Origin of the sequence: Actinoallomurus sp. NBC_01490 (genome assembly GCF_036227085.1) — a bacterium.
Taxonomy (GTDB): Bacteria; Actinomycetota; Actinomycetes; order Streptosporangiales; family Streptosporangiaceae; genus Actinoallomurus; species Actinoallomurus oryzae.
The window spans coordinates 685,412-711,932 of the sequence record NZ_CP109433.1 but is presented as its reverse complement, the minus strand read 5'-3'; the positions used below and the strand labels follow the sequence as shown (position 1 = coordinate 711,932).

Annotated in this window: 25 protein-coding genes; 17 read left to right on the top strand and 8 right to left on the bottom strand. The window is 70.6% G+C overall.

Annotation, left to right across the window (positions count from 1 at the left end; translation table 11 throughout):
* Positions 1-51: 51 nt before the first annotated feature.
* Positions 52-726 carry a DedA family protein gene (locus OG417_RS03710; protein WP_329249737.1) on the bottom strand — a complete coding sequence of 225 codons (675 nt, stop codon included), beginning with the start codon at positions 724-726 and terminating at the stop codon, positions 52-54.
* Between the two features lie 104 nt (positions 727-830).
* Between OG417_RS03710 and fbaA the strand changes: the two genes are divergently transcribed.
* The 5 genes from fbaA to OG417_RS03685 all read left to right on the top strand — a co-directional run bounded on the left by fbaA (position 831) and on the right by OG417_RS03685 (position 5,329).
* Entirely contained in the window at positions 831-1,853 is a 1,023-nt protein-coding gene (gene fbaA, locus OG417_RS03705; protein WP_329249736.1) for a class II fructose-bisphosphate aldolase, read from the top strand.
* A gap of 127 nt (positions 1,854-1,980) precedes the next feature.
* Positions 1,981-2,394 (top strand): DUF3151 domain-containing protein, encoded by a 414-nt coding sequence (locus tag OG417_RS03700; protein ID WP_329249735.1) that lies wholly within the window; start codon positions 1,981-1,983, stop codon positions 2,392-2,394.
* A 107-nt stretch (positions 2,395-2,501) separates the two neighbouring features.
* Positions 2,502-3,785, top strand: a complete 1,284-nt coding sequence (locus tag OG417_RS03695) for an adenylosuccinate synthase (protein ID WP_329249734.1) — start codon at positions 2,502-2,504, stop codon at positions 3,783-3,785.
* A gap of 115 nt (positions 3,786-3,900) precedes the next feature.
* Complete coding sequence (locus OG417_RS03690) at positions 3,901-4,731, top strand: glycerophosphodiester phosphodiesterase family protein (protein ID WP_329249733.1); 831 nt, start codon at positions 3,901-3,903, stop codon at positions 4,729-4,731.
* 4 nt (positions 4,732-4,735) lie between these two features.
* Entirely contained in the window at positions 4,736-5,329 is a 594-nt protein-coding gene (locus OG417_RS03685) for a hypothetical protein (RefSeq protein WP_329249732.1), read from the top strand.
* A gap of 38 nt (positions 5,330-5,367) precedes the next feature.
* Here OG417_RS03685 and OG417_RS03680 read toward each other — a convergent pair whose 3' ends face one another.
* Both OG417_RS03680 and corA read right to left on the bottom strand, forming a co-directional pair.
* A complete protein-coding gene (locus OG417_RS03680) occupies positions 5,368-6,075 on the bottom strand; it encodes an APH(3') family aminoglycoside O-phosphotransferase (protein ID WP_329249731.1) in 708 nt (235 codons plus the stop codon).
* A gap of 35 nt (positions 6,076-6,110) precedes the next feature.
* A complete protein-coding gene (corA, locus tag OG417_RS03675; RefSeq protein WP_329249730.1) occupies positions 6,111-7,220 on the bottom strand; it encodes a magnesium/cobalt transporter CorA in 1,110 nt (369 codons plus the stop codon).
* Positions 7,221-7,624: 404 nt separating this feature from the next.
* On the opposite strand from corA, the gene purD reads away from it, so the two are divergent.
* The 9 genes from purD (at position 7,625) to OG417_RS03630 (ending at position 19,012) form a co-directional block, all read left to right on the top strand.
* Positions 7,625-8,860, top strand: a complete 1,236-nt coding sequence (gene purD, locus OG417_RS03670) for a phosphoribosylamine--glycine ligase (RefSeq protein WP_329249729.1) — start codon at positions 7,625-7,627, stop codon at positions 8,858-8,860.
* 75 nt (positions 8,861-8,935) lie between these two features.
* Entirely contained in the window at positions 8,936-9,829 is an 894-nt protein-coding gene (locus tag OG417_RS03665) for a DUF1963 domain-containing protein (protein WP_329249727.1), read from the top strand.
* 80 nt (positions 9,830-9,909) lie between these two features.
* Positions 9,910-11,220: an adenylosuccinate lyase gene (purB, locus tag OG417_RS03660; RefSeq protein WP_329249725.1), complete on the top strand. Its 1,311-nt coding sequence runs from the start codon at positions 9,910-9,912 to the stop codon at positions 11,218-11,220.
* Positions 11,217-12,023, top strand: a complete 807-nt coding sequence (locus tag OG417_RS03655; RefSeq protein WP_329249720.1) for an MOSC domain-containing protein — start codon at positions 11,217-11,219, stop codon at positions 12,021-12,023. The genes purB and OG417_RS03655 overlap by 4 nt, the downstream gene beginning before the upstream one ends.
* Positions 12,024-12,584: 561 nt before the next feature.
* Positions 12,585-13,874, top strand: coding sequence for a UDP-N-acetylglucosamine 1-carboxyvinyltransferase (gene murA / locus OG417_RS03650; RefSeq protein WP_329249717.1), 1,290 nt, complete (start codon positions 12,585-12,587; stop codon positions 13,872-13,874).
* 401 nt (positions 13,875-14,275) lie between these two features.
* On the top strand, positions 14,276-15,538 hold the full coding sequence (locus OG417_RS03645; RefSeq protein ID WP_442875738.1) for a transcriptional regulator: 1,263 nt from the start codon (positions 14,276-14,278) through the stop codon (positions 15,536-15,538).
* Between the two features lie 153 nt (positions 15,539-15,691).
* Positions 15,692-17,224: a protein kinase domain-containing protein gene (locus tag OG417_RS03640; RefSeq protein WP_329249711.1), complete on the top strand. Its 1,533-nt coding sequence runs from the start codon at positions 15,692-15,694 to the stop codon at positions 17,222-17,224.
* Positions 17,225-17,227: 3 nt separating this feature from the next.
* Positions 17,228-17,941: a hypothetical protein gene (locus OG417_RS03635; RefSeq protein ID WP_329249708.1), complete on the top strand. Its 714-nt coding sequence runs from the start codon at positions 17,228-17,230 to the stop codon at positions 17,939-17,941.
* 48 nt (positions 17,942-17,989) lie between these two features.
* On the top strand, positions 17,990-19,012 hold the full coding sequence (locus tag OG417_RS03630; RefSeq protein WP_329249705.1) for an EamA family transporter: 1,023 nt from the start codon (positions 17,990-17,992) through the stop codon (positions 19,010-19,012).
* Here the strand turns inward: OG417_RS03630 and hisC are convergent.
* The 5 genes from hisC to OG417_RS03605 form a co-directional block, all read right to left on the bottom strand.
* Positions 18,900-19,985: a histidinol-phosphate transaminase gene (hisC, locus tag OG417_RS03625; RefSeq protein WP_329249703.1), complete on the bottom strand. Its 1,086-nt coding sequence runs from the start codon at positions 19,983-19,985 to the stop codon at positions 18,900-18,902. The genes OG417_RS03630 and hisC overlap by 113 nt on opposite strands.
* A gap of 143 nt (positions 19,986-20,128) precedes the next feature.
* Entirely contained in the window at positions 20,129-20,803 is a 675-nt protein-coding gene (locus OG417_RS03620) for an NUDIX hydrolase (protein ID WP_329249700.1), read from the bottom strand.
* Positions 20,804-20,882: 79 nt separating this feature from the next.
* Entirely contained in the window at positions 20,883-22,187 is a 1,305-nt protein-coding gene (locus OG417_RS03615) for a flotillin family protein (RefSeq protein ID WP_329249696.1), read from the bottom strand.
* Between the two features lie 30 nt (positions 22,188-22,217).
* Complete coding sequence (locus OG417_RS03610) at positions 22,218-22,418, bottom strand: hypothetical protein (protein ID WP_329249694.1); 201 nt, start codon at positions 22,416-22,418, stop codon at positions 22,218-22,220.
* Positions 22,419-22,456: 38 nt separating this feature from the next.
* Positions 22,457-23,167 carry a hypothetical protein gene (locus tag OG417_RS03605; RefSeq protein ID WP_329249691.1) on the bottom strand — a complete coding sequence of 237 codons (711 nt, stop codon included), beginning with the start codon at positions 23,165-23,167 and terminating at the stop codon, positions 22,457-22,459.
* A gap of 166 nt (positions 23,168-23,333) precedes the next feature.
* On the opposite strand from OG417_RS03605, the gene OG417_RS03600 reads away from it, so the two are divergent.
* The 3 genes from OG417_RS03600 (at position 23,334) to OG417_RS03590 (ending at position 26,518) form a co-directional block, all read left to right on the top strand.
* Positions 23,334-23,921 carry a hypothetical protein gene (locus OG417_RS03600; RefSeq protein WP_329249687.1) on the top strand — a complete coding sequence of 196 codons (588 nt, stop codon included), beginning with the start codon at positions 23,334-23,336 and terminating at the stop codon, positions 23,919-23,921.
* Between the two features lie 99 nt (positions 23,922-24,020).
* On the top strand, positions 24,021-25,832 hold the full coding sequence (locus OG417_RS03595) for an AAA family ATPase (protein ID WP_329249686.1): 1,812 nt from the start codon (positions 24,021-24,023) through the stop codon (positions 25,830-25,832).
* Between the two features lie 35 nt (positions 25,833-25,867).
* Positions 25,868-26,518: a 4Fe-4S single cluster domain-containing protein gene (locus OG417_RS03590; RefSeq protein ID WP_329249683.1), complete on the top strand. Its 651-nt coding sequence runs from the start codon at positions 25,868-25,870 to the stop codon at positions 26,516-26,518.
* Positions 26,519-26,521: the final 3 nt, after the last annotated feature.

Sequence of the window (26,521 nt, the reverse complement as noted above, 5' to 3'; positions counted from 1 at the left end):
GGTCCGACCGGTGACGTCCCACAGAGGGAGGTTAGCGGTGACGGGGCCTTGTCAGCGACGGTGACGGCCAGTTGGTTGTTGCGTCTTGGGCGGCTTGTACGAATCCTGGCGGCGGCCGCGGAACACCTCACGCAACACCGGCACCACCGACACCAGCACCGCCAAAGCCACCACTGGCAGCACATACTTGTCGATCCCCTTGACCCGGTCGCCGAGGAAACGGCCGAGCGAGATGATCGCTTCGGTCCAGAGCACCGCGCCGACGACATTCCACACAAAAAATCTGATCGCCGACATCTCGAGCATCCCGGCGAGCGGGTTGAGGAACGTGCGCACGACGGGGACGAACCGCGCCAGCACGACGGCCTTGGCGGGCCCGAACTTGTTGAAGTAGTGCTCGGCCTTGTCGACGTGCTCCTGGCGGAAGATCCGAGACTGCGGGCGTTCGAACAGCTTCCGCCCGTACCGGGCGCCGAGGAAGTGCCCGACCTGCGCACCGGCGACGGCGGCCACCGGCGCGCCGATCATCAGCACCGGAAGCGGCAGCGGGTGCGCGAGCGTGGTGCCCGCCGCGGTGTAGATGCCCGCCGTGACCAGCAGCGTGTCGCCGGGCAGGAAGAACCCGACGAGTAGCCCCGTCTCGGCGAAGATGATGACGAGGACTCCGATGAGCCCGAAGGCCTCGATGAGGGACTTGGGATCCATGACGTTCACGGCGAGTGCCACGGGCCGAGCGTACCGGTAGGTGTGCCCTGGTCTCGGCACGGCAACGATTTCGAGATACTGGAAGCGAGCCCGCCGGGAGCCACAGCCCTAAGGAAGGAACAGTCATGCCCATCGCGACCCCTGAGGTCTACGCGGAGATGCTCGACCGGGCAAAACGTGAGGGCTTCGCCTACCCCGCGATCAACGTCACGTCGAGCCAGACGCTCAACGCCGCGCTGCGCGGCTTCGCCGAGGCCGAAAGTGACGGCATCGTCCAAGTGTCGACGGGCGGCGCGGAGTACCTCTCCGGCAGCACGGTCAAGGACATGGTCACCGGTGCCACCGCACTGGCCGAGTACGCGCACGTCGTGGCCGACAAGTACCCGGTCAACATCGCGCTGCACACCGACCACTGCCCGAAGAACAAGCTCGACGGCTTCGTACGGCCGTTGCTGAAGATCTCACAGGAGCGGGTGGCGGCCGGGCAGAACCCGCTGTTCCAGTCGCACATGTGGGACGGCTCGGCGGTGCCGCTGGAGGAGAACCTCTCCATCGCCACCGAGCTGCTCGAAGAGGCGCGCAAGGCCAACATCGTCCTCGAGCTGGAGATCGGCGTCGTCGGCGGCGAGGAGGACGGCGTCGTCGGAGAGATCAACGAGAAGCTCTACAGCACGGTCGAGGACGCCATGGCGACCGTCGAGGCGCTCGGCCTCGGCGAGCGCGGGCGCTACATCCTCGCCGCCACCTTCGGCAACGTCCACGGCGTCTACAAGCCGGGGCACGTCAAGCTGCGGCCCGAGGTGCTCAAGGACATCCAGGACGCGGTGGCCGCCAAGCACGGCCAGGAAAAGCCGTTCTACCTGGTCTTCCACGGCGGTTCCGGGTCCACGCTGGAGGAGATCCGCGAGGCCGTCTCGTACGGCGTCGTGAAGATGAACATCGACACCGACACCCAGTACGCCTTCACGCGTCCGGTGGCGGACCACATGTTCAAGAACTACGACGGCGTGCTCAAGATCGACGGTGACGTGGGCAACAAGAAGACCTACGACCCGCGGTCGTGGGGCAAGGCGGCCGAGCAGGGGATGGCCGAGCGCATCAGCCACGCCTGCGAGAACCTCCTGTCCGCGGGCAAGAAGCTCGGCTGAGGCGGGCGTTTCGACGGTGGGCGGCCGCGCCGGTGCCGCCCACCTGAGTCCTGCCCGCGAAGATTCTTGATCAGTTTGCCGATCAGCGGGATAGGAGATCCGCCGCGGATTGGGCAGGATGTGCACTATGGAGCAACAGAACCTCCTCGGAGGGCCGCCCCCGACCGAGCTGCCGGACAACCCGGAGGCCCGCCAGGCTCTCGAGGCCGGCGTGGACCCGTTCGAAGTGGCCGCCAGATTCCCCGCCCACCCGGCGGCGTGGGCCGACCTCGCCGACCGCGCGTTCGGAAGCGGTGACGTCATCGAGTCCTACGCGTACGCCCGTACCGGTTACCACCGAGGGCTGGATCAGCTGCGCCGCGCCGGTTGGAAGGGCCACGGTCCGATCCCGTGGCAGCACGAGCCCAACCGCGGGTTCCTGCGGTCGCTGCACGCGCTCGCGCGCGCCGCCGCCGCGATCGGCGAGGAGGAAGAGGCCGAACGCTGCCGGACGTTCCTGCGGGACAGCAGCTCGGCGGCCGCCGAGGTTCTCGCAACCTGACCGGCTCCTCCCGTTTTCCTCGTGGCCATCGGACGGGTACGCTCTGATCGCAAGAGCCCCTGTCGCTGCTTGCGCAGGGGCTTCGTCGATGTCAGGGAGAAAATCCGATGCCGGCCATCGTGCTCGTCGGTGCCCAGTGGGGTGACGAAGGCAAGGGCAAGGCCACCGACATCCTCGGCGGCGACGTCGACTATGTCGTGCGATACCAGGGCGGGAACAACGCGGGACACACGGTCGTCATCGGCGACCAGTCCTACGCGCTGCACCTGCTGCCGTCGGGGGTGCTCTCCCCCGACGTCATACCGGTCATCGGCAACGGCGTGGTGATCGACCCGGGTGTGCTGTTGGAGGAGATCGACGTACTGGAGGGGCGCGGCATCTCGTGCGACCGCCTGTTGATCTCCGCCAACGCACATCTGATCATGCCGCATCACAAGGCGCTCGATAAGGTCACCGAGCGCTACCTGGGCAAGGCTCAGATCGGCACCACGGGCCGCGGCATCGGCCCGGCGTACGGCGACAAGATCGCACGGATGGGCATCCGGGTGCAGGACCTGCTCGACCCGGGCATCCTGCGGCAGAAGCTCGAACTCGCGCTGCGGGAGAAGAACCAGATCCTCGCCAAGGTCTACAACCGGCGGGCGATCGAGATCGACGCGATCGTGCAGGAGTTCGTCGCCTACGGCGAGCGCCTGGCACCCCACATCGCTGACACCTCACTGGTGATCAACCGCGCGCTGGACGACGACAAGGTCGTACTCCTCGAGGGCGCGCAGGGCACGCTGCTCGACGTCGACCACGGCACGTACCCGTTCGTCACCTCCTCCAGCCCGACCTCGGGCGGCGCGTGCGCCGGATCGGGCCTCGGCCCGACGCGCATCAGCAAGGTGATCGGCATCCTGAAGGCCTACACGACCCGCGTCGGCTCGGGGCCGTTCCCGACCGAGCTGCTGGACGAGACCGGCGACTGGCTGCGCAAGACCGGCGGGGAGTACGGCGTGACGACCGGCCGCAACCGGCGCTGCGGCTGGTTCGACGCGGTGATCGCCCGGTACGCGACCCGGGTCAACGGCGTCACCGACTACTTCCTGACCAAGCTCGACGTGCTGTCCGGCCTGGAGAAGGTCCCGGTCTGCGTGGCGTACGACATCGACGGCGAGCGCTGCGACGAGCTGCCGATGACGCAGACGGGCTTCCACCACGCCAAGCCGATCTATGACTACCTGGACGGCTGGCAGGAGGACATCTCCAGCGCGAAGGTCTTCGACGACCTGCCGGAGAAGGCCCGCAACTACGTCCGCGCGCTGGAGGAGATGGCGGGCGCGCAGATCTCGGCCATCGGCGTCGGCCCGGGCCGCGACCAGACCGTACAGCTCCGCTCCCTCCTCTGACAGCCCGGACCCCCTTCCGGCGGCCCGCGCCAGTCGAACGACAGATGCGGGCCGTCCGGATGCCGCCCGGCCCGGGCTGGCCCGTCCGGCGGCCCGGCGGCTAACGTGACCGACCGTGGAGATCCAGGGACATCGTGGTGCGCGGGGGCTGTGGCCGGAGAACACCGTCGAGGGGTTCGCCCGGACCCTGCAGATCGGCGTCGACGTGCTGGAGCTGGACGTCGGCCTGACCGCCGACGGCGTGCCGGTGCTGCACCACGACCAGGCGCTGCGCGGCGACACCGTACGCGACCGGGGGCCGTGCCGGCCGCAGGACCCGATGTACCCCTATGTCGGCCGGCCGATACGGGAGCTCACGCTCGCGCAGGTCAAGACGGTCGACGCGGGGGTCCGGCACCCGCGGTTCGCCGAGACGCAGACGCCGCTGCCCGGGGCCGAGGTGCCCACGCTGGCCGAGGCCTGCGAGCTCCTCGCCCAGCACGACGTACGGCTCGCCGTCGAGATCAAGACCGACCCGTCCTGGCCCGAGGTCGAGACGATCACCGCGGCCGCCGTGAAGGTCCTCGACGCGTACGGGCTGACCGAACGCTCGCGGCTGCTGGCGTTCGACTGGCGGGTCCTCGGTGTCGCCCGGGGGTTGCTGCCCGGCGGTGAGCGGGTCGCGCTGGTCGAGCCGGACACGCTCGACGCGTCGTGGATGGCCGGGCACGACCCGGCCGGCGGCCTGGTCGCCGCGGCGGCGGCCGCCGGCGCCACGATGCTCTCGCCGAAGCGGGTCATGGTCACGCCGGAGCTGGTCGCCGCGGCCCACGACCGCGGGCTCGCCGTGGTCGTGTGGACGGTGAACGAACCGGTGGAGATGGCGCGGTACGTCGCGTTCGGCGCCGACGCCATCGTCACGGACTACCCGGACCGCCTCCGCGACGTGGTCGGCCGCCGGGGCTGAGGCAGTGGACGTTCGTGTCCTGCGGTCGCGGTGGCGTGGCGTGTTCGCCGTCGTCGCCCTGCTGCCGTGGGGCCTCGGGCTGCCCCTGGCGGCCGTGGCGTTCGTTTCGGACGCCGTCGCCGGAGCGGGCGGGCCGCTGGAGCTCACCGTCGCGGTGCTCGGTGGCACGGCGTCCGTCGCCACCGTACCGGCGCAGGCGCAGACGGTACGCGCGCTGCTGAGCCGCCCCCGTCTCACCCTCGACGCGGAGGCACTGGTCGTCCACGACGCGGCCCTGCTCCACGGGGCCGCCCGGATCCGCCGCGACGTGATCGCCGGGGCCGAACGCCTGGACGGGCGTGCCGCTGCCGGGTACGGCATCGCCGAGCTCTCGCCGTACCGCGAACCGCTGAACGTGGCGATCCTCCTGTCCGGGGAGCACGTCTTCGCGTCGGCCAGGCGCCGCCGGGGCGGCACCTGGATCTGGCTCGTACCTCGCAGGTACGACCGGCCGCCGCGGCTCCCGGAGCCGGGCGACCGCTACCGGCGGATCCACCTGCGCGTCGCCGACCCGGCCGCCGCCGTCACGGCGATCACCGAGTGGGCGACGGCCTCCTGAGACCTCTTGCGACAGATTCTCGGCCGGCCGGACCAGCGTCAGCAGAACTCGTCCAGCAGCCGGTAGAAGGCGATCTTCTGCGGGTCCGGCGCGACGCCGTAGCGATCGAGGAATCGCTCGGCGGCCCACGGGCCGTACTGCGGGTTACAGTCGGCGGTCAGCGAACGCGTGACGATCGCCAGGTCGTTCCAGCGGTCCGCGACGCCGAGGCGGTCGGTGTCGATCACGCCACTCACCTGGCACGTTTCGGGATCGAGCAGCACGTTCGGCACGCACAGGTCGCCGTGGCAGACCGCGAGGTCCTCCTCACGGGGCCGGGTGGCCAGGAGCTCGGCGACCAGTCGCTCGCGGGTCCAGCCGCGGCGTTCGTCGTCCAGGTCGTCCAGATCGACCTCGGCCGCCGACGCCCGCGGCACCGTCACGGCGAGGCGCCGGTCGAACGGGCAGTCCGCGACCGGCAGGGCGTGCAGGGCACGCGCCAGGCCGGCGAGCGCGTCGACGACGCGCGGACGGTCCGCCACCGGCCACGGCTCGGCCGCCGACCGGCCCGGCACCTCGGCGGTGACCAGCAGCCCGGGCCGGCAGTCGAGCACCTCGGCGGCGGGAATGCCCTGCCGCCGCAGCCACGTCAGGCGCTCGCCCTCCGCGACGAGATCGATCCGCGGGTCGTCGGACTCCTTGCGGTAGACCCCGCCGCGGCGGCTGACCCGCGCCCCGCCGCGGCCGATCGTGACGCTCTCCCACACAGGCCCAGAGTGTCATTCGGAGCCGGCCGTCGTGGTCAGAGCCAGCCGGTGCGCCGGAAGCGGCGGTAGAGGGTGAAACAGGAGGCCGCGATGATGCCGAGCACGAGCGCGTAGCCGTACTTCCAGTGCAACTCCGGCATGTGGGAGAAGTTCATCCCGTAGATGCCGGTGATCGCGGTGGGCAGCGCGAGGATCGCCGCCCAGGCGGAGATCTTGCGCATGTCGTGGTTGTCGGTCACGGTCACCTGCGTGAGGTGCGCCTGCAGGATCGGGGTGAGCAGCTCGTCGCACGACTCGACCTGCTCGCGTACGCGCGAGAGGTGGTCGTCGACGTCGCGGAAGTACTCCCGGATCTCCGCGGGCACGAACCGGCGGCTCGCCAGGTTGCGCATCGGGCCGGCCAGCGGCCCGACGGCGCGCTTGAGGTGGATGACCTCGCGCTTGAGGCGGTAGATGCGCTCGGCCTGGTTGGTGGAGTCGGCGGAGAAGACGCACTCCTCGACGTCGTCGATGTCCTCCTGCACCGCCGCGGCGACGGAGATGTACTCATCCACCACCCGGTCGGCGATGGCGTGCAGGACGGCCGCCGGCCCCAGGGCGAGCCGCTCGGGGCTCTCCTCCAGCCGCATGCGCACGGGGCCGAGCGCGCCGTGGTCGCCGTGGCGCACGGTGACGACGAAGTCGGGGCCGCAGAAGATCGCGATCTCGCCGGTCTGCACCACGTCGGCGTCGCCGCGCTCGACGTAGCCGACCGTCTTCATGACGAAGAACTGCACGTCGTCGTAGCGCTCGAACTTGGGGCGCTGGTGCGCGTGGATGGCGTCCTCGACGGCGAGCGGGTGCAGGCCGAAGATCTCGGCCAGGCGTTCGAGCTCGGACGCGTCGGGCTCGTGCAGGCCGACCCACACGAAGCGGCTGTCGGCCTCGGTGTGCAGGTTGGTGGCGTAGTCGGAGGAGTCCGGCGCGCGTACGAGCTGCACGGCGTCCGCGACGTCGGGGGTGTCGACGCGCTTGCCGTCGATGTAGGCGCCCCAGTCGATGACGGCCGAGCTCCGGCGGGCGGCGACGCGCGGAGCGCTGCGACCGGGACGAGCGAGGGGCTTGAGGAGAACGCGGGTAGCGCGGGTCGGACGAACCTTTGTCATGGCCATCGGGGGTCCTTCCCCGGCCCGGCACACGCGCGTGCTCGCGCGTCGGCCCGAGCTAGAACGGGGAACGCGCGCCGCGAGCGGCCGGACGCCGAGTAGAGGGGGTGGTACTAGGAGGAATCTCGGCGTTTCCGCAAGGATCACCAGGACTCATCACAACCACCTCCTTAGGTCCGTTGGCGCCAGAGCCCGAGCTCAAGGCTATACCGGGTAGGAAGACGCCCATGTGGGGCACCTGGTTCACATGTTCCTCAACTTTTTTACCGGTGACTTTTCGGCTCCCCGTCCCCGTCGGTGAACCCGCCGACCGGCGTACCCCCGGTACAACAAGCTCATCGTCGCATCACTTCCCTCCGGTGACCGCGCGCTGCGGGGCATGCGGTTCTGGATAGGCTCTGGGCGTGCGAGTCCTCGTTCTCGGCTCGGGCGGACGTGAGCACGCGCTGGTCCGTTCCCTCGCCCTCGACCCCAACGTCACCGCGCTGCACTGCGCCCCCGGCAACCCCGGTACGGCCGCTCTCGCGGACAACCACGTCCTCGATCCCACCGACCCGGTCGCCGTGGTGGAGCTCGCCCAGCGGCTCGACACCCGGCTGGTCGTGATCGGACCCGAGCTTCCGCTGGTCCACGGGGTCGCCGACGCCGTACGCCAGGCGGGGTTGCTGTGCTTCGGGCCCGACCGCGAAGCGGCGAAGATCGAGGGCTCCAAGGCGTTCGCCAAGGAGGTCATGGCCGAGGCGGGAGTCCCGACCGCGGCCTCGCGCGTCTGCGAGGACTCCGGTGACGTACGCGAGGCCCTCGACGCGTTCGGCGCGCCGTACGTGGTCAAGGACGACGGTCTCGCCGCGGGCAAGGGCGTCGTCGTCACCGACGACCGCGCCCTGGCCGAGCGGCACGCCGAGTCGTGCGACCGCGTGGTCGTCGAGGAGTACCTCGACGGGCCCGAGATCTCGGTGTTCGCGCTGACCGACGGCGTCACGGTGGTGCCGCTGCTGCCGGCACAGGACTTCAAGCGCGCCCGCGACGGCGACGAGGGTCCCAACACCGGCGGTATGGGCGCCTACACCCCGCTGCCCTGGGCACCGCCGGACCTGGCCGCCGAGGTGGTCGAGAAGATCATCCAGCCGACCGTCGACGAGCTTCGCCGCCGCGAGACGCCGTACGTCGGCGTGCTGTACGCGGGCCTCGTGCTGACCGCCGACGGACCGCGCGTGATCGAGTTCAACGCCCGGTTCGGCGACCCGGAGACCCAGGTCGTGCTCGACCGGCTGGCCACGCCCCTGGCCGGCCTGCTGGAGGCCTGCGCGGTCGGCACCCTCGGCTCGGTGCCGCCGATCGAGTGGCACCCCGGCGCCGCCGTCACCGTCGTGATCGCCGCGGAGAACTACCCCGACAAGCCCACCACCGGCGACCCGATCGTCGGACTGGAGGAGGCCGCCGAGGTCGAGGGCGCGTACGTCCTGCAGGCCGGCACCAAGCTGGAACGCGGCCTGCCGGTCACCGGCGGCGGCCGGGTGCTGAGCGTCGTCGGCACCGGCCCCGACGTGGCCACCGCCCGCACGCGCGCCTACGCGGCGGTCGACCGCATCCGCATCCGCGGCGCCCACCACCGCACGGACATCGCGGCACGCGCCTGAGTCATCCACAGCCTGCCGAGCCCACTTCCGTCGACGGGCCACGGCTCGGCAGAAGGCCCACCAGGAGTTTCGGCAATGGCTCGTACAACACCGCCGCGCCCCGTCGACGTGGAGGCGCTCTTCCCCGAGCTCGCCCCCTACCGCAGGGACACCGTCCGGTTGCATCCGCGGCGCGGGCATCCGGGCGTCCGGGACAGCTCCCTCGGCGGTCCTCTGCTGTGGCCACGGGAAGACGCCTGGCCCCACTGTCACGATGATCACCCGGATTCCGGGTTCGGCTCGCCGCAATCGGGCGCACAACCGCTGGTGCCGGTGCTTCAGCTGTTCGCCGCCGACGTACCCGAGCTCCCCTTCCCCGCCGGCAAGGACGTCCTCCAGGTTCTGTGGTGCCCCTTCGATCACGAGAACGACTACGCTCCCCGTCCCGAGCTCTACTGGCGGGACAGCTCGGCTTGCGGCGGTGAGCTCGCGGCACCGCCCCGGCCGACCGGCGCCGACGACAACTACCTCCCCGCCCCCTGCGTACTCCACCCGGAGCGGGTCGTCGACTATCCGAGCTGGGATCTGCCCCATGACGTCCACCAGGCGCTGAGGGAACGGTTCAAGCGTCTGGAGGAGGAGACCGGCTGGTCCTACCACTACCACCTGTCGACGGCCGACGGCATCAAGGTCGGCGGGTACCCCACGTGGACACAGGACCCGGTCTGGCCCGGCTGCACGAGCTGCGGCCGGCGCATGGATCACCTGCTCACCGTCAACAGTGCGGAGTTCGACGGAGGAACGTGGCGGACCTGGCTTCCCGTCGAGGACACGCCCGCCTCGGGCACCATCTGGGACCTCCCCTACGAGAAACGCCAACAAATCCAGTGCGCGCCGGGGCTGATGCTCGGCGACATGGGAGGCGTCTACCTCTTCATCTGCCGACAGTGCCCGGATCTCCCCTATGACCACCGTTTCGACTGCTCATAGAGCCGCCCCGCCCGGAGGGCCCCCGGCGGTCCCCGACCCGCGCCGACCTGATCCGGGTCCGGACCTGGGAGACTGTGGGTGTGATCGAGCGCTACACCCTTCCGGAGATGGGCCGCGTCTGGAGTGACGCGCACAAGTACGAGCTGTGGTGCAAGGTGGAGACCCTTGTGCTGGAGGCGCACGCCAAGGCCGGCACCGTTCCGGCCGACGCGGTGGAGCCGGTTCGGTCCGCTCCGCCGCCGGCTCCCGAGCGGGTGGCCGAGATCGAGGCGACCACCCAGCACGATGTGATCGCGTTCCTCAGCGCCTGGGCGGACAACACCACCCCGCGCGAGGCCGCGGCGTACGTCCACTTCGGCATGACCTCCTCGGACCTGCTCGACACCGCGCTGGCGCTCCAGCTCACCGAGGCCACCGACCTGCTGCTGGCCAAGGCGGACGCGCTGGTGGCGGCGCTGCGCGACCACGCGCTGGAGCACCGCGACACGCTGCGCGTCGGCCGTACGCACGGCATCCACGGCGAGCCCGACGTGTGGGGGCACCGGGTGGCCGACTTCGCGTTCGCGATGGCGCGCTCGCGCGACCGGCTGCGGCGGGCCCGCGAGGCCGTCGGGCTGTGCGCGATCTCCGGTGCCGTCGGCACGTACTCCAACATCGATCCGGAGGTCGAGCGGTACGTCGCGGAGGCGCTCGGGCTGCGTCCGGCGGACGTGTCCACGCAGGTGGTGATGCGTGACGGCATCAGCGAGTGGACGTCCGCGCTGGCGATCATGGCGACCGTGTGCGAGGCGATCGCGCTGGAGGTACGGCACGGCCAGCGCACCGAGGTGCGCGAGCTGTGGGAGCCGTTCGGCCGGGGGCAGAAGGGCTCCTCCGCCATGCCGCACAAGAAGAACCCGATCATGTCCGAGCGGCTGGCGGGCATGGCGCGCATCGTGCGTGCCCAGGTCAACCCGGTGATGGAGGGCATACCGCTGTGGCACGAGCGGGACATCTCCCACTCCTCCACCGAGCGGATCGCGCTGCCGGACGCCTCGATCGCCCTCGACTACATGCTCAACCTGACGCAGCGGCTGGTCACCGGCCTCGTCGTGGACCGCGAGCGGATGCGGGCCAACCTCGACTCCACCGGCGGCCTGATCTACACGAGCACGGTGCTGCTCGAACTGGTGAACGCCGGGATGTCACGCGACGACGAGGCGTATCCGCTGGTCCAGCGCGCGGCGATGGAGACCTGGGAGACCGGGGTGCCGTTCCGGGAGACCCTGCGCCGGCACGCCGCGGACGCCGGGCAGACCCTGGACGAGGCACGGCTCGATGAGGTGTGCCGGCCGGAGCGCTACGTCGAGCGCCTGTCGGGGATGTTCGACCGCCTGGCGGCCCTGACGTGAGAGCCGTCGTCCGGGAGCTGAACGTCTATCCGCTGAAAAGCGGCGGGGGGACGGCGCTGACGAGCGCCGAGGTGACCCCGACCGGCATCCGGCACGACCGTGAGTTCGTCCTCATCCGGCCCGACGGAGCGCGGCTCTCCCAGCGCGAGGTGGCGCGAATGGCGCGGCTGCGGCCCTCCTACGACGGCCAGAAGCTCGTCGTGGACTCCGTGGACGCGGTGACGCCGCTCGTCCACGAGGCGTTCTCCGACGGGCCGGTCCGCGACGTCCGGCTGCCCGCGACGACGTGCCAGGGCATCGACCAGGGTGACGAGGCGGCCGACTGGTTCGGAGCGTTGCTCGACGTCGAGTGCCGCCTCGTACGGTTCACGGGCCGCCGGGAGACCTCGCGCGGCGGCGGCACGGTCGCCTTCGCCGACGGGTACCCGCTGCTCGTGATCTCGGCCGAGTCGCTGGCGGACCTGAACGCCCGGCTCGACGAGCCGCTGCCGATGAACCGCTTCCGCCCCAGCCTCGTCGTCGAGGGCCTCGGAGCGTTCGGCGAGGATCGGGTCGAGCGGCTGTGGATCGGCCCGGTGGAGATCGAGATCGTCAAGCCCTGCGACCGCTGCGTGATCACCACCACGGACCAGGAGACGGGCCTGCGCGGCCGGGAGCCGCTGCGCACGCTCGCGACGTACCGCACGATGCCCAAGGACGGCGGCGGCCAAGCGGTGTTCTTCGGCCAGAACGCCATCCCGCGCACGTTCGGCACCATGCGCGTAGGGGACACCGTACGGGCCTCGGCCCGGCGCACACTCTGACACCGCCCGGCGTACGGCCCTGACGACCGTACGGGCCTCGGTGACCGCGACGCCAGAGCCCCGCGCCGTACGCGCCCGTGGGAGGCGTTCCGGCCGTGCCTCTCGTGGCCGTGGATGTGACCGCTACCACTCGCCCCGGACGGCGTGCGTGCGACGGGCGCCTGTGCAGGTTTGTCATGGACCGCTCCGATCGCAGCGACGCCCCCAGCCCTGCGGCGTTCCTTCCGCCAGAACGGCATCCCAGGCACGTTTAACAACATTTGCCCAGGTGACGCCGTATGGGGCTCTACGCGACGTTCGCCCACATGAGACACTCGGAGAACATGCTGAACCGCCGACGACGCCTGAGACGGCCGCCACCGGGTCCGAACCAATCCCCGGCGGGGCGTCTCTAAAAGATCGAGTGGGCGCACAAGACCGGATGTTTCGGTCATGCCACAGCAGACCCGGTGGAATACTGTGCCCCACGCGGCACACACCGTGTGTGGGCACTCGTGACCCGCTGACGACACAAGAGCGGGCAGGTCAAGTCAATCCCCGCATCAAAGGAGTATCGGCGCTATGAGCTTGGGCCACGAGGTCCGTTACCGCGTACGAGGCGGCCGCGCGCTGCGCGGCACCGTGTTCGTGCAGGGCGCGAAGAACGCCGTCCTGCCCATGATCGGGGCGTCGCTGATGGCGGCGAAGGGCCGTACGGTCCTGCGCAACGTCCCGATCATCGAAGACGTACGGCGAGCCGTCGAGCTGGCCCAGGCCATCGGGGCCAAGGCGGAGCTGCACGAGGCCGAGCGCACTCTCGTGATCGACGCCTCGACACTGACCAGCCCGGTGTTGCCCGCCGAGATCGCCGCACGCTTCCGCGGCTCGTTCCTGTTCGTACCGGCGCTGCTGCACCGGCTCGGCGAGGCGATCATCGAGGGTGTCGGCGGCTGCAATCTCGGCAGCCGCAACCTGGACTTCCACTACAACGGCTTCAAGCGCATGGGCGCCACGGTGACCGAGCAGGTCACCGACGACGGCCGGGGCTCGATCCACGTCAAGGCGGGCCACCTGCAGGGCGGCACGCTCTACCTCGACACGCCCTCGCACACCGGCACCGAGAACCTCCTCATGGCGGCCTCGCTGGCCCACGGCACCACCCTGATCAAGAACTGCGCGCTGGAGCCCGAGGTCCTCGACGTGATCACGCTCCTGCAGCGCATGGGCGCGCGGATCACCGGTGGCGGCACCGGGTTCATCACCGTCGAGGGCGTCGACCGGCTCACCGCGGTCGAGCACACGGTCATGCCGGACCGGATCGACACCGGCGTGCTGGTCATGGCCGCGGCCATCACCGGTGGCGAGATCAGCCTCGTCGGCGCCTCGCTGGAGCACCTCGGGGTGGCGGGCGACAAGCTGGAGCAGATGGGCGTGGAGTTCCACTCCCAGGGCGCGGTGCTCCAGGTCCACCGCGACCGGCCGCTGCGGCCGATCAACGTCATCACCGACGAGTACCCGGGCTTCGCCACCGACCTGCAGTCGCCGATCATGGCGCTGTCGTCGCAGGCCGAGGGGGAGAGCTACATCTACGAGCGGATCTTCGACGGCCGGTTCAAGCTGGCCGAGGAGCTCGTGCGCATGGGCGCCGACGTCGAGGTGAACGGCAACCGCGCGAAGGTCCACGGAGTGACCCCGCTGCGCGGCGCCGAGGTGGTCGCGCACGACCTGCGCACCGGCAGCGCGCTGGTGCTCGCCGGCCTGGCCGCCGAGGGCGAGACCACGATCACGTCGGGCTACTACATCGACCGGGGCCACGCGCACGTCGCGGAGCGGCTCACGGCGCTGGGCGCGGAGATTGAACGTATCGCCTGACGCGTACTGACCGGTATCTGTCAGACGGATACCCGACGGTTTGTTACCTGTCCGGTTAGTAATAAGTTCCTCACCGGATCCGCCCTACTAGTAGTTTTTCAACGTGCTCTTAACCGATTTTGCTCAGAGGCGTCACATCTCGTGGTCTCCGGCCGATCTGCCCAATGGAGGAACGAAGTACACGGAGGCAGGGGCTGTCGACCGGACAGGGGCGTCAAAGGTATGAGTCATGCGTTGGGTGGAGGCCGTCCAAGGACGGACGCTAATGGGGGCGAGAGACAGGCCTCACCGGCAGGGGACCACCCACGATCGCTCGAAGCCAGGAGGGGGCTTACATGAGCGGTCCGCGGAGTGGTTCGGTAACTCCGGATCTGACAATCGGGGTCGTCGGTCCTCATGACCTGGTCGAACGGGTCATGCTCATGGGCCACGGCCCGACATCGGTGCCCAGCCGGCTCGTCGCGGCGGCGTACCGCGACGAGCAGGAGGCGGCGGACAAGGTCGTACGGCTCGGGTCAGGGGTGGACGTCTGCCTCTTCGCGAGCCCGGTGCCGTACGAATTCGCGCGTAAGGCGGGCGTGCTCACCATGCCCGCGACGTACGTGCCGCTCAACGGGGCGGCCCTGCAGGGCGCGCTCCTGCGGGCGTCGCTCGACGAGCGGCACGAGCCTGAGCGGGTGAGCATCGACGTGCTCACCCGCGCCGAGGTCGAAGAGGCCTTCAGCGAGATCGACCTCAACACCGATCATGTGCACTTGCGTGAGGAAGCTGCCGGACCGGGCACCTTGGCCGCGTTTCACGAGCGTCTTTGGCGGCGCGGCGCCACAAGTGTCGCGCTCACTTGCGTGCACGCGACCGCCGAGCGGCTGGAGCTGGCCGGCGTGCCGACGCTGCGGATCCGGCCGACGGGCGCCGCGATCCGGTCGGCGCTGCAGACGTCGGCGCTGCTCGGGGCGCACCATCGCCTGGAGGAGTCCCAGCTCGTCGTCGTCCTGGTGGACGTGCCGACGCTGCGCGAGACGCCCCGGCGGGTCACCCCGCGCTACTGGCGTGAGGAGCTGAAGCTGTCGCTCCAGCGGCTCCTGCTCCAGGAGGCGCACCGGATGAGCGCAGCGGTGTGGCCGCTCGACGACCACAGCTACCTGGTCACCGCCACCCGCGGCTCGATCGCCGCGGCGACCGAGGGCTTCCGCACCCCGCCGTTCGTCGAGCGCGTACGCGAGGAGCTGGGCCTGGCCATCGAGGTGGGCATCGGCATGGGCCGTACGGCTCAGGAGGCCGAGAGCCACGCACGCGCGGCGCTGGCGCGGTCGCAGACCTCGCAGCGGGCGCAGGGCTTCGCACTCGACCGCGACGGGCGGGCGCTCGTGCCCGCGCCCCGCACCCCGCCGCGCGCGCAGTCTCCGGCCAAGCCCAAGGGCCTGGAGATCCTCGCGCGGCTGGCCGACCGGCTCGGCGACCAGGAGCAGCCGCTCATCGTCGACGCGGAGAACGCCGGGAACATGCTCGGCGTGACCCCGCGCACCGCGCGGCGGCTGCTTCGGACCCTCGTGGAGGAGGGTCTCGCCTGGCCGCTGCCGCCCAACCGCACCCCTCAGCCGGGCCGTCCGCGGCAGCTCTACCGGCTGATCGTCGAGAAGCTCGGGCCGAAGAACGCGAACTGAGATTTCTCCGTCGCTGTGTCCGGATCGTCACCGAACGTGGCCGCATCCGGTCACAGCGGCGGGGTGGCACCAACCAGGTTCCCTCTTCAGGCGTCGCACACATAGCGGTCGCTCAGGTCGAACGACGCATGCGTCGCTTTGAGGAGTATCGCCATGGATGGTGGCTGGACGGTTCCGGGATATCGGCACGTGCGTCCCCTCGGCGAGGGTGCCTCCGGAAAGGTGATGCTGGCGGTCCACGAGGCGACGCGCGCTCCGGTGGCCATCAAGTACCTCTCCGAGCGGCTCCGCACCGACGAGGACTTCCTGCGGCGTTTCCGCGCCGAGGCCCGGCTGATGGCGCGGCTGGACGATCCCCACGTCGTCCGCTTCTACGAGTACGCCGAGACGCCGGGCTCCGCGGCGCTCGTGATGGAGCTGGTCGACGGCGTCACGCTCAAGGACGTCATCATTGCCGAGGGTGCGACCGGCCCCGAGGCCGCGCTGCTGGTGCTCAAGGGGTCGCTGCTCGGCCTCGCCGCCGCGCACGGGGCCGGGGTGGTGCACCGCGACTACAAACCGGCCAACGTGCTCGTCGACGACCACGGGCACAGCAAGCTCGCCGACTTCGGCATCGCCGTCCGCGCCGGGGACGAGGTCGGCGCGTCCGGCACTCCGGCGTACATGGCTCCCGAGCAGTGGACCACCGGCGCGGTCAGCGCGGCCACGGACGTCTACGCGGCCACCGCGGTCTGCTACGAGTGCCTGACCGGCGAGCGGCCGTTTCCGGTGAAGGGACACTGGGCGCTGGCCGCCGCACACCGCTCCGGCCCGGTCCCGGTCGAGCGGGTGCCACGGCCACTGCGCGAGCTGATCGCGTACGGCATGGCCAAGAACCCCGACGACCGGCCGCGCTCGGCCGCCGTGTTCCTGGAGGAACTGGAGGAGGTCGCCCTCGCCGCGTACGGGCCCGGCTGGGAGGAGCGCGGGCGCGTGCGGCTCGCGGCGCTGGCCGCCCTGCTCGCCTCGCTGTTCCCACTGGCCGGCTCACCGCCGGGGGCCGGCACCGCGCTGGCCCTCACCCGGCTCGGTCGCCGGCGTGTGGCGATGGCGGCGGGAGCGCTCGTGGCCGCGGTCGTGGCGGGCGGGGGAGGCGCGGCCGTACTCGCCGGGGTCCACCGTGGCATCGGCGCGCACACGAGCGCGACGTCCAGCCCCGTCCCGGTCGCCGAGCCGAGCACGCCTCCGGCGGACTCGCCGAGCGCGTCACCGAGCGCCTCCGCCGGTCCGGAGACGACCGGTCCCACGACGGCGTCCCCGGCAGGCGGCACGTCCGCGGCCCCGTCGCCGGCGACGACGCTCCCCCGGCCGCTGGTCGGCAAGGACCCACCGAAAACGCCGCCCACGAAGGTGACCGCACTCCAGATCGGTTCGTTCACGCTCGCGGGGACGGTCGCGACCGCCCAGGTGACGGTCACGTTGAGCGGCCCCGGCAAGGTGACCGTGTCGGCGGACTTCAGCGAGGACACTCCGGCCGCGCAGGTGGCCACGGCGAGCGACCCCGGTGCGCAGACCGTGAGCGGCAGCGGCCCGCACGACCTCACGTTCACGCACGACTACGGCGAGCGGTGTCCGGCGGCCCGCGTCACCGTGACCACGTCACTCGGCGGCACCGCCGAGGCGAAGACGACCTGCCAGCCGGAGTAGGCCATGGACGAGACGAAGCGGGACATCGGCACGCGGAGCCCGGACACGCGCGGCTCGGACACGCGCGGCTCGGACACACAGGCCTCGGACACACAGGCCTCGGACACACAGGCCTCGGACACACAGGCCTCGGCTACGCAGGGCTTCGGCACCCGGGGTTCCAGCGCGCCGGGCGGTCGCGGGACGCAGGACGATGCGGACACGTGGCCGGAAGGCCGGTCCTCCGCCGGTGGGGTGACGCTGCGGTTCGGGCCCGGCGTACCGCCGGGCGTGGCGGAGGTCTGGCGGTCCCGCCGTCCGCGCGGGCGCCCGCTGCCGTGGCGGATCGCCGGTGGGCTGGCGACGCTCGGGCTGGCGGTGCTGACCGGCCTGGTGGTCTGGTGGCTCCTGCGCGGCGGTCCGTCCGTCCAGGTCACCGGGGTCACCGTGACCGCGCCGACCGGCGTGCAGGGCTGCGGCACGACGGCGACCGTCGTCGGTGTGATCCACACGAACGGCGGGCCGGGCGACGTGTCGTACCGCTGGAAGCGCAGCGACGGCCAGAACTCCGGCGTCTTCACCGACGGCATGTCGCGGGGGCGGCGCTCGATCCGGGTTCCGCTGCGCTGGACGGTCCAGGGCCCCGGCGCCCTGCACGCCGTCGCGACGCTGGAGGTCGTCTCACCGGCGGGCCCGGACGGCACGGCGTCGGCCGCCTTCGACTACGTGTGCCGGTGAAAAATCGCCGCGCGGATTCCGCAACAATCATCTAGCGTGTAATGAGCCATGAGCTCACAGACTGCTGACCCCCGCCCCTCGCTCGTCTGGGTCGCCCTCTCCATCGTCTACGTGGTGTGGGGATCGACCTACCTCGGCATCCACTACCTCATCGAGACCATCCCGCCGATGGTCGGCGCCGGCATCCGGTTCATCGTGGCGTCCGTGCTGCTCGCCGCGGTGCTCGCGATCCGGAGCGGCGGCGTACGGGTCCTGCGCGTGCCGTGGCGGCGGCTCGGCACCGCCGCGCTCGCGGGCGTACTCCTGCTCACCGGCGGCAACGGCATGATCGGTGTCGCCGAGCAGCACATGTCCACCGGCCTGGCCGCGCTCCTGGTCGCGAGCGTGCCGCTGTGGCTGGTGGTGTTCCGGTGGGCCACGGGCGACCGCCCTGCGGTGAGCACGATCGCCGGCGTCCTCGTCGGCTTCGGCGGGCTGGCGCTGCTGACGCTCACGCGCGGCGGCGGGTCGGGCAGCGCGCTCGGCGTGGCGATCGTCCTCGGCGCGGCGCTGTCCTGGTCGGTCGGGTCGTTCCTGTCCGCCCGGCTGCCGATGCCGGCGAACCCGTTCGTGGCGAGCGTGTACGAGATGGCCGCCGCCGGTGTGACGCTGCTCGTGATCGGGCTCGGCCGCGGTGAGCGGCTCCACCTGCACGAGGTCTCGCGGGCGTCCTGGCTGGGCCTGGCCTACCTCGTGACCTTCGGGTCGCTCGTCGCCTTCACGTCCTACGTCTGGCTGCTCGGCAACGCGCCGATCTCATTGGTCGGCACGTACGCCTACGTCAACCCGGCGGTGGCCGTGCTGCTCGGCGTGGCGTTCGCCGGCGAGAACGCCACGTGGACGATCGTCGCCGGCGGCCTGATCATCATCCTCGGCGTCGGGCTCGTCGTCTCGACCGAGCGCCGCCCGCGCGGGGAGGTCACCGCTCCCGCGCCGCCCGGTACGCCTCGGCGACGGCGAGAAAGGCGTCGTTCTCCTCGGGCGAGCCGATCGACACCCGGGCGCCCTCCCCGGCGAACGGGCGTACGCTGACGCCCGCCGCGTCACAGGCGGCGGAGAAGGCCATGGTGTCCTCGCCGAGGCGCAGCCACACGAAGTTCGCCTCGGCGGGCGGCACCGCCCAGCCCTGGGCGACGAGCGCGTCGTAGACCCGGCCACGCTCCTTGACGGTGGACTCGACGCGGTCGAGCAGTTCGCTCTCGGCCTGCAGCGAGGCGATCGCGGCGGCCTGCGCGACGGAGCTCACCGTGAACGGCAGGTAGGTCTTGCGCACCTGGGCGGCGATCGGCTCGGACGCCACCATGAAGCCCACGCGAAGCCCGGCCAGACCGTACGCCTTGGAGAACGTGCGCAGGATCGCCAGGTTGGGCCGGTCGGCGTACAGGTCGAGCCCGTTCGGAACCTCCGGGTCGCGGACGTACTCGGTGTAGGCCTCATCCAGCACGATCAGGCAGTCCTCCGGCACGCGGTCGAAGAACGCCTCCAACTCGCGGCGGTGGACGACCGTACCGGTCGGGTTGTTCGGGTTGCAGACGAACACCAGCCGGGTGCGGTCGCTCACGGCGTCGGCCATCTTCGCCAGGTCGTGGGTCTCGTCGGTCAGCGGCACCCGTACGGAGGTCACCCCGGACAGGTCGGCCAGGGTGGGGTAGGCCTCGAACGAGCGCCAGGCGTAGACGACCTCGACGCCGGGCTCGCCGATCGACTCGAGCAGCATCTGCGTGACGCCGACCGAGCCGCAGCCGACGGCGATATGGGCCTCCGGCACGCCGAACCGCGTGGCGATCGCCTGGATCAGCGCGGTGCAGCCGTTGTCCGGATAGCGGTTGACCAGGCCGCCCGCGTCGGCGATCACCTCACGCACCGACGGCAGCGGGCCGTACGGCGACTCGTTCGAGGACAGCTTGTACGACCGGCCCTCGGGCGAGCGCGCGACCTTGCCGGGCCGGTAGGCGACGTACTCGTCGAGCACGGAACGGAAGCGGGGACTGCGCTGCTCGGACACCCTTGTCCTCCCTCTGACGTCTACGGGATCACTCTAAGGACTGCGCCGGACTCGGCAAGCCGTGGAGGCCCCCGACGGCGCAGTCAGCATGCTTCACATGCGAACAGGAGCAATCAGCCACGAAGAGGCGCGCAGAGGACGTCTTACAGGCTCGGGCGCATCATCGGGGGGTGGAGCGACTCGGCGTCACCGCGGCGGTAGAGCCGGGCCGGCCGGCCGCCGTCGCGCGTCGTCGTCCGGCCCGTCGGGACGAGGAAACCCTCGGCGCCGGTGACCTTGCGGTGGAAGTTCCGCGGGTCGAGCGGGTGGCCCCAGACGATCTCGTAGACCCGGCGCAGCTCCGCCACGGTGAACTCCGGCGGGCAGAACGCCGCCGCCAGCGGGGAGTACTCCAGCTTGGCGCGGGCGCGCTCGACGCCGTCGAGCAGGATGCGCCGGTGGTCGAAGGCGATCCGGCCCTTCTCGGTCAGGTCGGCGACCGGCCGCCACATCACCTGCGCACGGGTCGAGGCGGGCAGGTCGGGGGCGAGTCCGAGGTAGGCGACACTGACGACGCGCTGGCGCGGGTCCCGGTCGGGATAGCCGTACGTCGCGAGCTGCTCGAGGTGAACCCGCACGTCGGCCAGGCCGGCCCGCTCGGCCATCAGCCGATGGGCGGCGACCGGCAGGTCCTCGTCGAGCTGGACGAACCCGCCGGGCAACGACCAGCTCTCCGCGTACGGCGGACGGTCACGCCACCATACGAGAGCGGACAGCTGCTGCTCGCGGACCGTCAGAACGACGAGATCGACAGTGACGGCAACCCGCGCAACGGTCATGCTCCGCACGTTAGCGTCACCCGCCGCGGACCCGCGAAGGGCCCGGAGCGAGCGCTCCGGGCCCTTCCTCCGTTCGCGGTTACTTCGTGTCCGGGTCCGACTCGACCGGGACGAGCTTGCCGTTGCCCGCCGGGGCGTCGGCGGACCGCTGGCCGTTCATGGTGGACAGGAGCTGCCGGGCGACGCCCAGGCCGGTGCCGCCGAGCGTCAGCGCCTTGGCGAGCATGTCCTCGACGCCCTCGGCGCCGTTGAGCACGACCATGTTGTCGACGTTGCCGAACACGCCCGCGCCGGCCTCGACGATCTGCGGCCACTGCTCGGCGAGCTGCTGGGCGATGACCGCTTCCTGGTTCTCGGCGAGCGCGTCGGCCCGTGCCTTGATCGCCTCGGCCTCGGCGATGCCCTTCATGCGGGTCGCCTCGGCCTCGGCCTGACCGTTGATCTTCGTGGCCTCGGCCTCGGCCTGGGCCTGGGCGACGGCCGCCTTGCGTTCGGCCTCGGCGAGGGTGACCCGCTCGTACGCCTTCGCGTCGGCCGGCTTGCGGACCTCGGCCTCCAGGGCCTTCTCGCGGCGGTCGGCCTCCAGCTCGGCGTTCTTGGTCTCCTTCATGATGACCTGCTGGCGCGCCTCGGCGGCGGCCTGGTCGACCTGGCCCTGGTACTCGCGCTTCTTGATCTCGGTGTCGCGGATCTGCGCGGCGTTGGCCTGCTCGGCCATCTGCTCGGCCTGCGTCGCCTCCTGGTTGCGCTGGGCCTCGGCGATCCGGGCGGCGGACGCGACGGCGGCGGAGTTCGGCTTGCCGAGGTTGTCGATGTAGCCGACCTCGTCCTCGATGTCCTGTATCTGCAGCGAGTCGACCACCAGGCCGAGCTTGCCCATCTCGTCCGCGGACGAGGTGCGCACCTGGTTGGTGAGCCGGTCGCGGTCGCGCAGGAGGTCCTCGACGGTCAGGTTGCCGACGATCGACCGCAGGTGGCCGGCGAAGAGCTGATGGGTCTTGTCGTCCATCATCTTCTGCTGGTCGAGGAAGCGCCGCGCGGCGTTGGCGATCGAGGAGAAGTCGTCACCGACCTTGTAGATCACCACGCCCCGGACGTGCACCTTGATGCCCTGCGACGTCACGCAGGTGACCTCCAGGCCGGAGACACGCGTGTCGAGGGAGAGGCGGCGGCAGGTCTGGAACCCGGGCAGCACCATCGTGCCCTTGCCCGTGGTGATCTTGAATCCGAGACTTTCCGCGGTGTCCCGGTTGTGCGCCTTGGCCCCGAGGCCGGAGATGATGAGCGCCTCGTTCGGCTCGGCGACGCGCCAGATCGCCTTGAAGATGATGATCAGAACAATGATCGCGACGACGGCGCCGATCGCCACGGCGACTATCGGCATCGCTCCTCCTCGGATGCAGGGATGATGACGTCAAATAGACGCAGAGGAGACGTAAACGGTTCGCGGTGGGTGGTAATCCATCACCACGACGAGAGATCCCACCGGAATCTCCTCCCCCTGGACGGCCGAATAGGCGTAAAACGCCTCGACGCCGCCCCGGATCGGGATCATCACCTCGCCGACAAGGCCCGGTCCGATCTTGCCGGTGACCCGGCCCTGCCTGCCGACCACGGCGTCCTCCTTCGCCCACGCGCGCGCCACCCACTCTCTCAGGGCAGAATCCGCTCCGCCTGCTGATAGGCCTGGCGCGCGAACCGCTCGGCCTCGACCCGGGTGGCACCCGGTCCGTACAAGGTGATCGTCGCGAGGTAACCGCGCGAGCGCAACACGACGAACCACGTACGGACGCTCGTGGCGCCGGAGGACGTCAGGATGCCCGCCGTACGCGACCCTTCGCCGATGCGCGTGCCCGACGGCTCGTAGATCCGGTCGGAGACCCAGGAGCCGCCGACCTTCACGCGGAAGCTGCGGCAGCCCGCCGGGGCCCGGACCTTGACCTGCCGGGCGGCGACGTCGGGCCCGACCGCCATCAGCGTCTCGGTGACGCTCTGCTTGTCGCCCTTGGCGAACGCCACCAGCGCGGAAGGCGCGGCCTGAACCGCCTTTTCCTGCGACACGGCGTGGGTCGACGACGCACACTGTGGTTTGTCGAGTTTGACCGCCTGCTGCATTTGATTGAGATTCTGTACGGCGGCGAGCGATCCGTATTCACCCCATTGGGGCGCGCCCGACCGCACGTATCCGGGAATGTCGGTGAGCAGCGCCTGGGTGAGCTGGTCGGCGTTGTAGGAGCCCGGCGTGGGCGCGGCATAGGACGGGCTGGAGCCGTTGACGGCACGGTCGCCGCCGCCTCCACCGCAGCCCACGACCGCGGCCAGAGGCAGGAAGGTCGCAACGACGATCAGTCTCCGCGATGTCATACCGAATGACGATAGCGCACTATTGGCCCGGTACGCTGCGCAAATCATTCATCGGAATTAACCTCAAGCGCCTTCCGCAGGGTAAAAAAGAAGAGCGATGCGGCCGACGCTCGTAAACTCGCAGAGGAATTGTCCGAAACAGTGGCATTGTATCGGGGGAAGCTCAATGCTCCGGAAAACATTCGTCATCATTCCGATCGTCCTGCTCGCACTCACCGGGTGCAGCAATACCAAGACCAAGGAGACCGCCCAGACGGGCGCGGCGCCCAGCATCGGAGCCCCGGCGGCCCCGGGCGGCGCGCCGACCGCCACGGCATCGCCGCAGGCGTGCCCGACCGGCAAGACCCGTAAGCTCGCCAAGACCCGTTTCGTCGCCAACGCCGGCCTCGCGGCGGGCGCTTTCAAGCGCTACATCTACGACCCGTTCCGCAAGGGCGCGTTCAAGAGCGACGCCAAGGGCCACAAGCGCGCGATCGTCAAGGCCGGGGCCGCCGGCCTGTTCACCCTCGACCAGCTGCGGCGGGCCAAGGCGAACGCCCAGGCCGACCCGACGCTGTGCAGGATGCTGTCCGCCCCCCTGCAGAACCTCAGCGCCGTCATGAAGAACGCCGTCGACAGGCTCAAGGGCGGCAACGCCGACCCCACGGCGATCGGCGCCGCCTCCGGCGCGCTGGAGAAGACCCGGAGCACGGCCGGCAGCGCCGGCGCCGGATTCAAGGACAAGAACGTCCCCAGCAACATGATCGGCGGCTGACGACCGCCCGTGGCCACGACCGCGTGACCGCCCGCGCCGGGTGGTCACGCGGTCGTCGTCCTACCGAAACCCGACCCGTGTTGCGGTTACGCTCGTCAGGTGACGACGCAGCCGGGCCCGCCAGACGACACGCGACTGGCGGGCTTTCCCGCCTTCGTCCGGGAGCTCGACGCGACGCTCTCGGTGCACCCGCAGTACGTCCTGTGGGGCAACCTGCACGACAGCTTCCTGGTGCCCCAGGAGGGCCGGCTGTTCCCGCTGCGCGACCTGCTCTGGGAGACGCTGCGCCGCAGCGGCTACTCCTTCATGATCGTGTACGACCAGGTCGACGGGCTGCGCGTGCACCCCGCCGACGACCGCGCGGCGGCCGACGCCGCGGCGAGCCTGTTCGGCAGCCGGGTCGACGAGCGCAAGGTGCCCTCGCTGGAGGGCCTGCGCACCTACCTCGGCTCACTCGCCCGGCCGACCCGCCCGATCCGCGCCGCCTTCGTCATCGACTACGCCTCGCGCATCGCCCGCAACCCCACCGAGCTCGAACCCGCCGAGAAGGACTTCTTCGTCTTCTGCGAGAAGCTCTCGCGCACCGCCACGCCGGTGCGCACCGACGGCGAGCGCCCCAAGCCGCTCTACAACCCGGTGATCTGGCTCGCACGCCGTCCCGGTGACCTGCCGCCCTGGCTGACCGCCGACAACGACGGCGTCCGCGAGATCTCGGTGCCGCGCCCGCACCTCGGCGACCGCCAGCAGACCGCGCGGCTGCTGGCGCGCGCGTTCGAGGCCACCGATCCGTCGGTCGACGTGACCGACGACTTCGCGCAGGAGGCCGAGGGCCTCACGCTCCAGGCCATGATCGAGGTGACCCGGCTCGCCAAGGAGCGCGACGTCGCGCTGGAGGACCTGCCCGACGCCGTCCGCACCTACAAGCTGGGCGTGCTGGACAACCCGTGGAAGCGCGAGCACCTGCGCAGGCGCATCGTCGACGGCGAGCAGCGCGTGCCGTCACGGGTCGTCGGCCAGCCGCAGGCCGTGACCAAGACCCTCGACATCCTCAAGCGCGCCGTCCTCGGCCTGTCCGGCGCGCAGGCGGCGCGCGCCTCCAGCCGCCCGCGCGGCGTGCTGTTCTTCGCCGGGCCGACCGGCGTGGGCAAGACCGAGCTGGCCAAGGCGATCACCTCGCTGGTCTTCGGCAACGAGGACGCCTACCTCCGCTTCGACATGAGCGAGTTCTCTGCCGAGCACGCCGGCGACCGGCTGATCGGCTCACCGCCCGGGTACGTCGGCTTCGAGGCCGGCGGCGAGCTGACCAACGCCGTGCGCGAGGACCCGTTCCGCGTCATCCTCTTCGACGAGATCGAGAAGGCGCACCCGCGCATCCTCGACAAGTTCCTGCAGATCCTGGAGGACGGCCGGCTGACCGACGGCCGCGGCAACACGGCGTTCTTCTCCGAGTCGGTCCTCGTCTTCACCTCCAACCTCGGCACGCGCGGCGTACGGCCCGGCATGCCGTACGAGGACCTGGAGAGCTCCATCCGCGGCGCCGTCACCGAGCACTTCACGACCGAGCTGAACCGCCCCGAGCTGCTCAACCGGTTCGGCGACAACATCGTCATCTTCGACTTCATCGGGCCGGAGGCGGCGGGCCGCATCTTCGACCTCCAACTCGCCAACATCTGCCGGCGGGTGAGCGACGAACACCACATGAAGCTTCTGCTGTCGGACGAGGTGACGGCCACGCTCCGCGACTGGTGCACCAGCGAGCTCGACAAGGGCGGCCGGGGCATCGGCATGGCGCTCGAGTCGTTCTTCATCAACCCGCTCGCCCGCGCCCTGTTCGACCGCGGGCCGGCCGCCGAGGTGACCGTCACCGATATCCGTCGTGAGGGAAATATCACCGTCGTGGACCTCCGGTGAGAAGATGAGGAGACAGCGACGGGGGTCAGGCGAGCATGAGTGAGCTGTTGCTGGCCAAGGCGCACTACCCGGTGACGACGCTCGGGCCCGGACGGCGGGCCGGGATCTGGACCCAGGGGTGCACCCTGCACTGCCCGGGCTGCCTGTCGCGCGACACCTGGGAGGCCGACCCCGACACCGCGATCCCGGTTTCGGCCGTGCTCGGCTGGCTCAGGTCGCTCGACCGGGTGGACGGCGTGACGATTTCCGGGGGAGAGCCGTTCCAGCAGCCGGAGGCGCTGCGCGAGCTGCTCCTCGGAATCCGTGCCTGGGCACCGCCGGAGGTGGACGTTCTGGTGTACAGCGGATACGCGTTGTCACGGCTGCGCGGTTCCGCGTGGTCACGCGAACTTCTCGCGCTGTGCGACGCCGTGGTCACGGGGCCGTACATCGACCGCCTGAACTCCCCAGACTCCGGACACATCTGGCGCGGCTCGGCCAATCAGCGCATCATCCCTGTTAGTGAGCTAGGCGAGAAACGCTATGGTGACGCGGAGGGCGGCGAAACGCGGCCGCACATGCAGATATCGGTTGAAGCCGATCGTGTTTACTACATCGGGATTCCACGGAGGGGCGACATGGAGCGGCTGACAGAGCGACTCTCGCTCTCCGGAGTCCACGGCGGGGAGGTGTCATGGCGTCCCTGACAT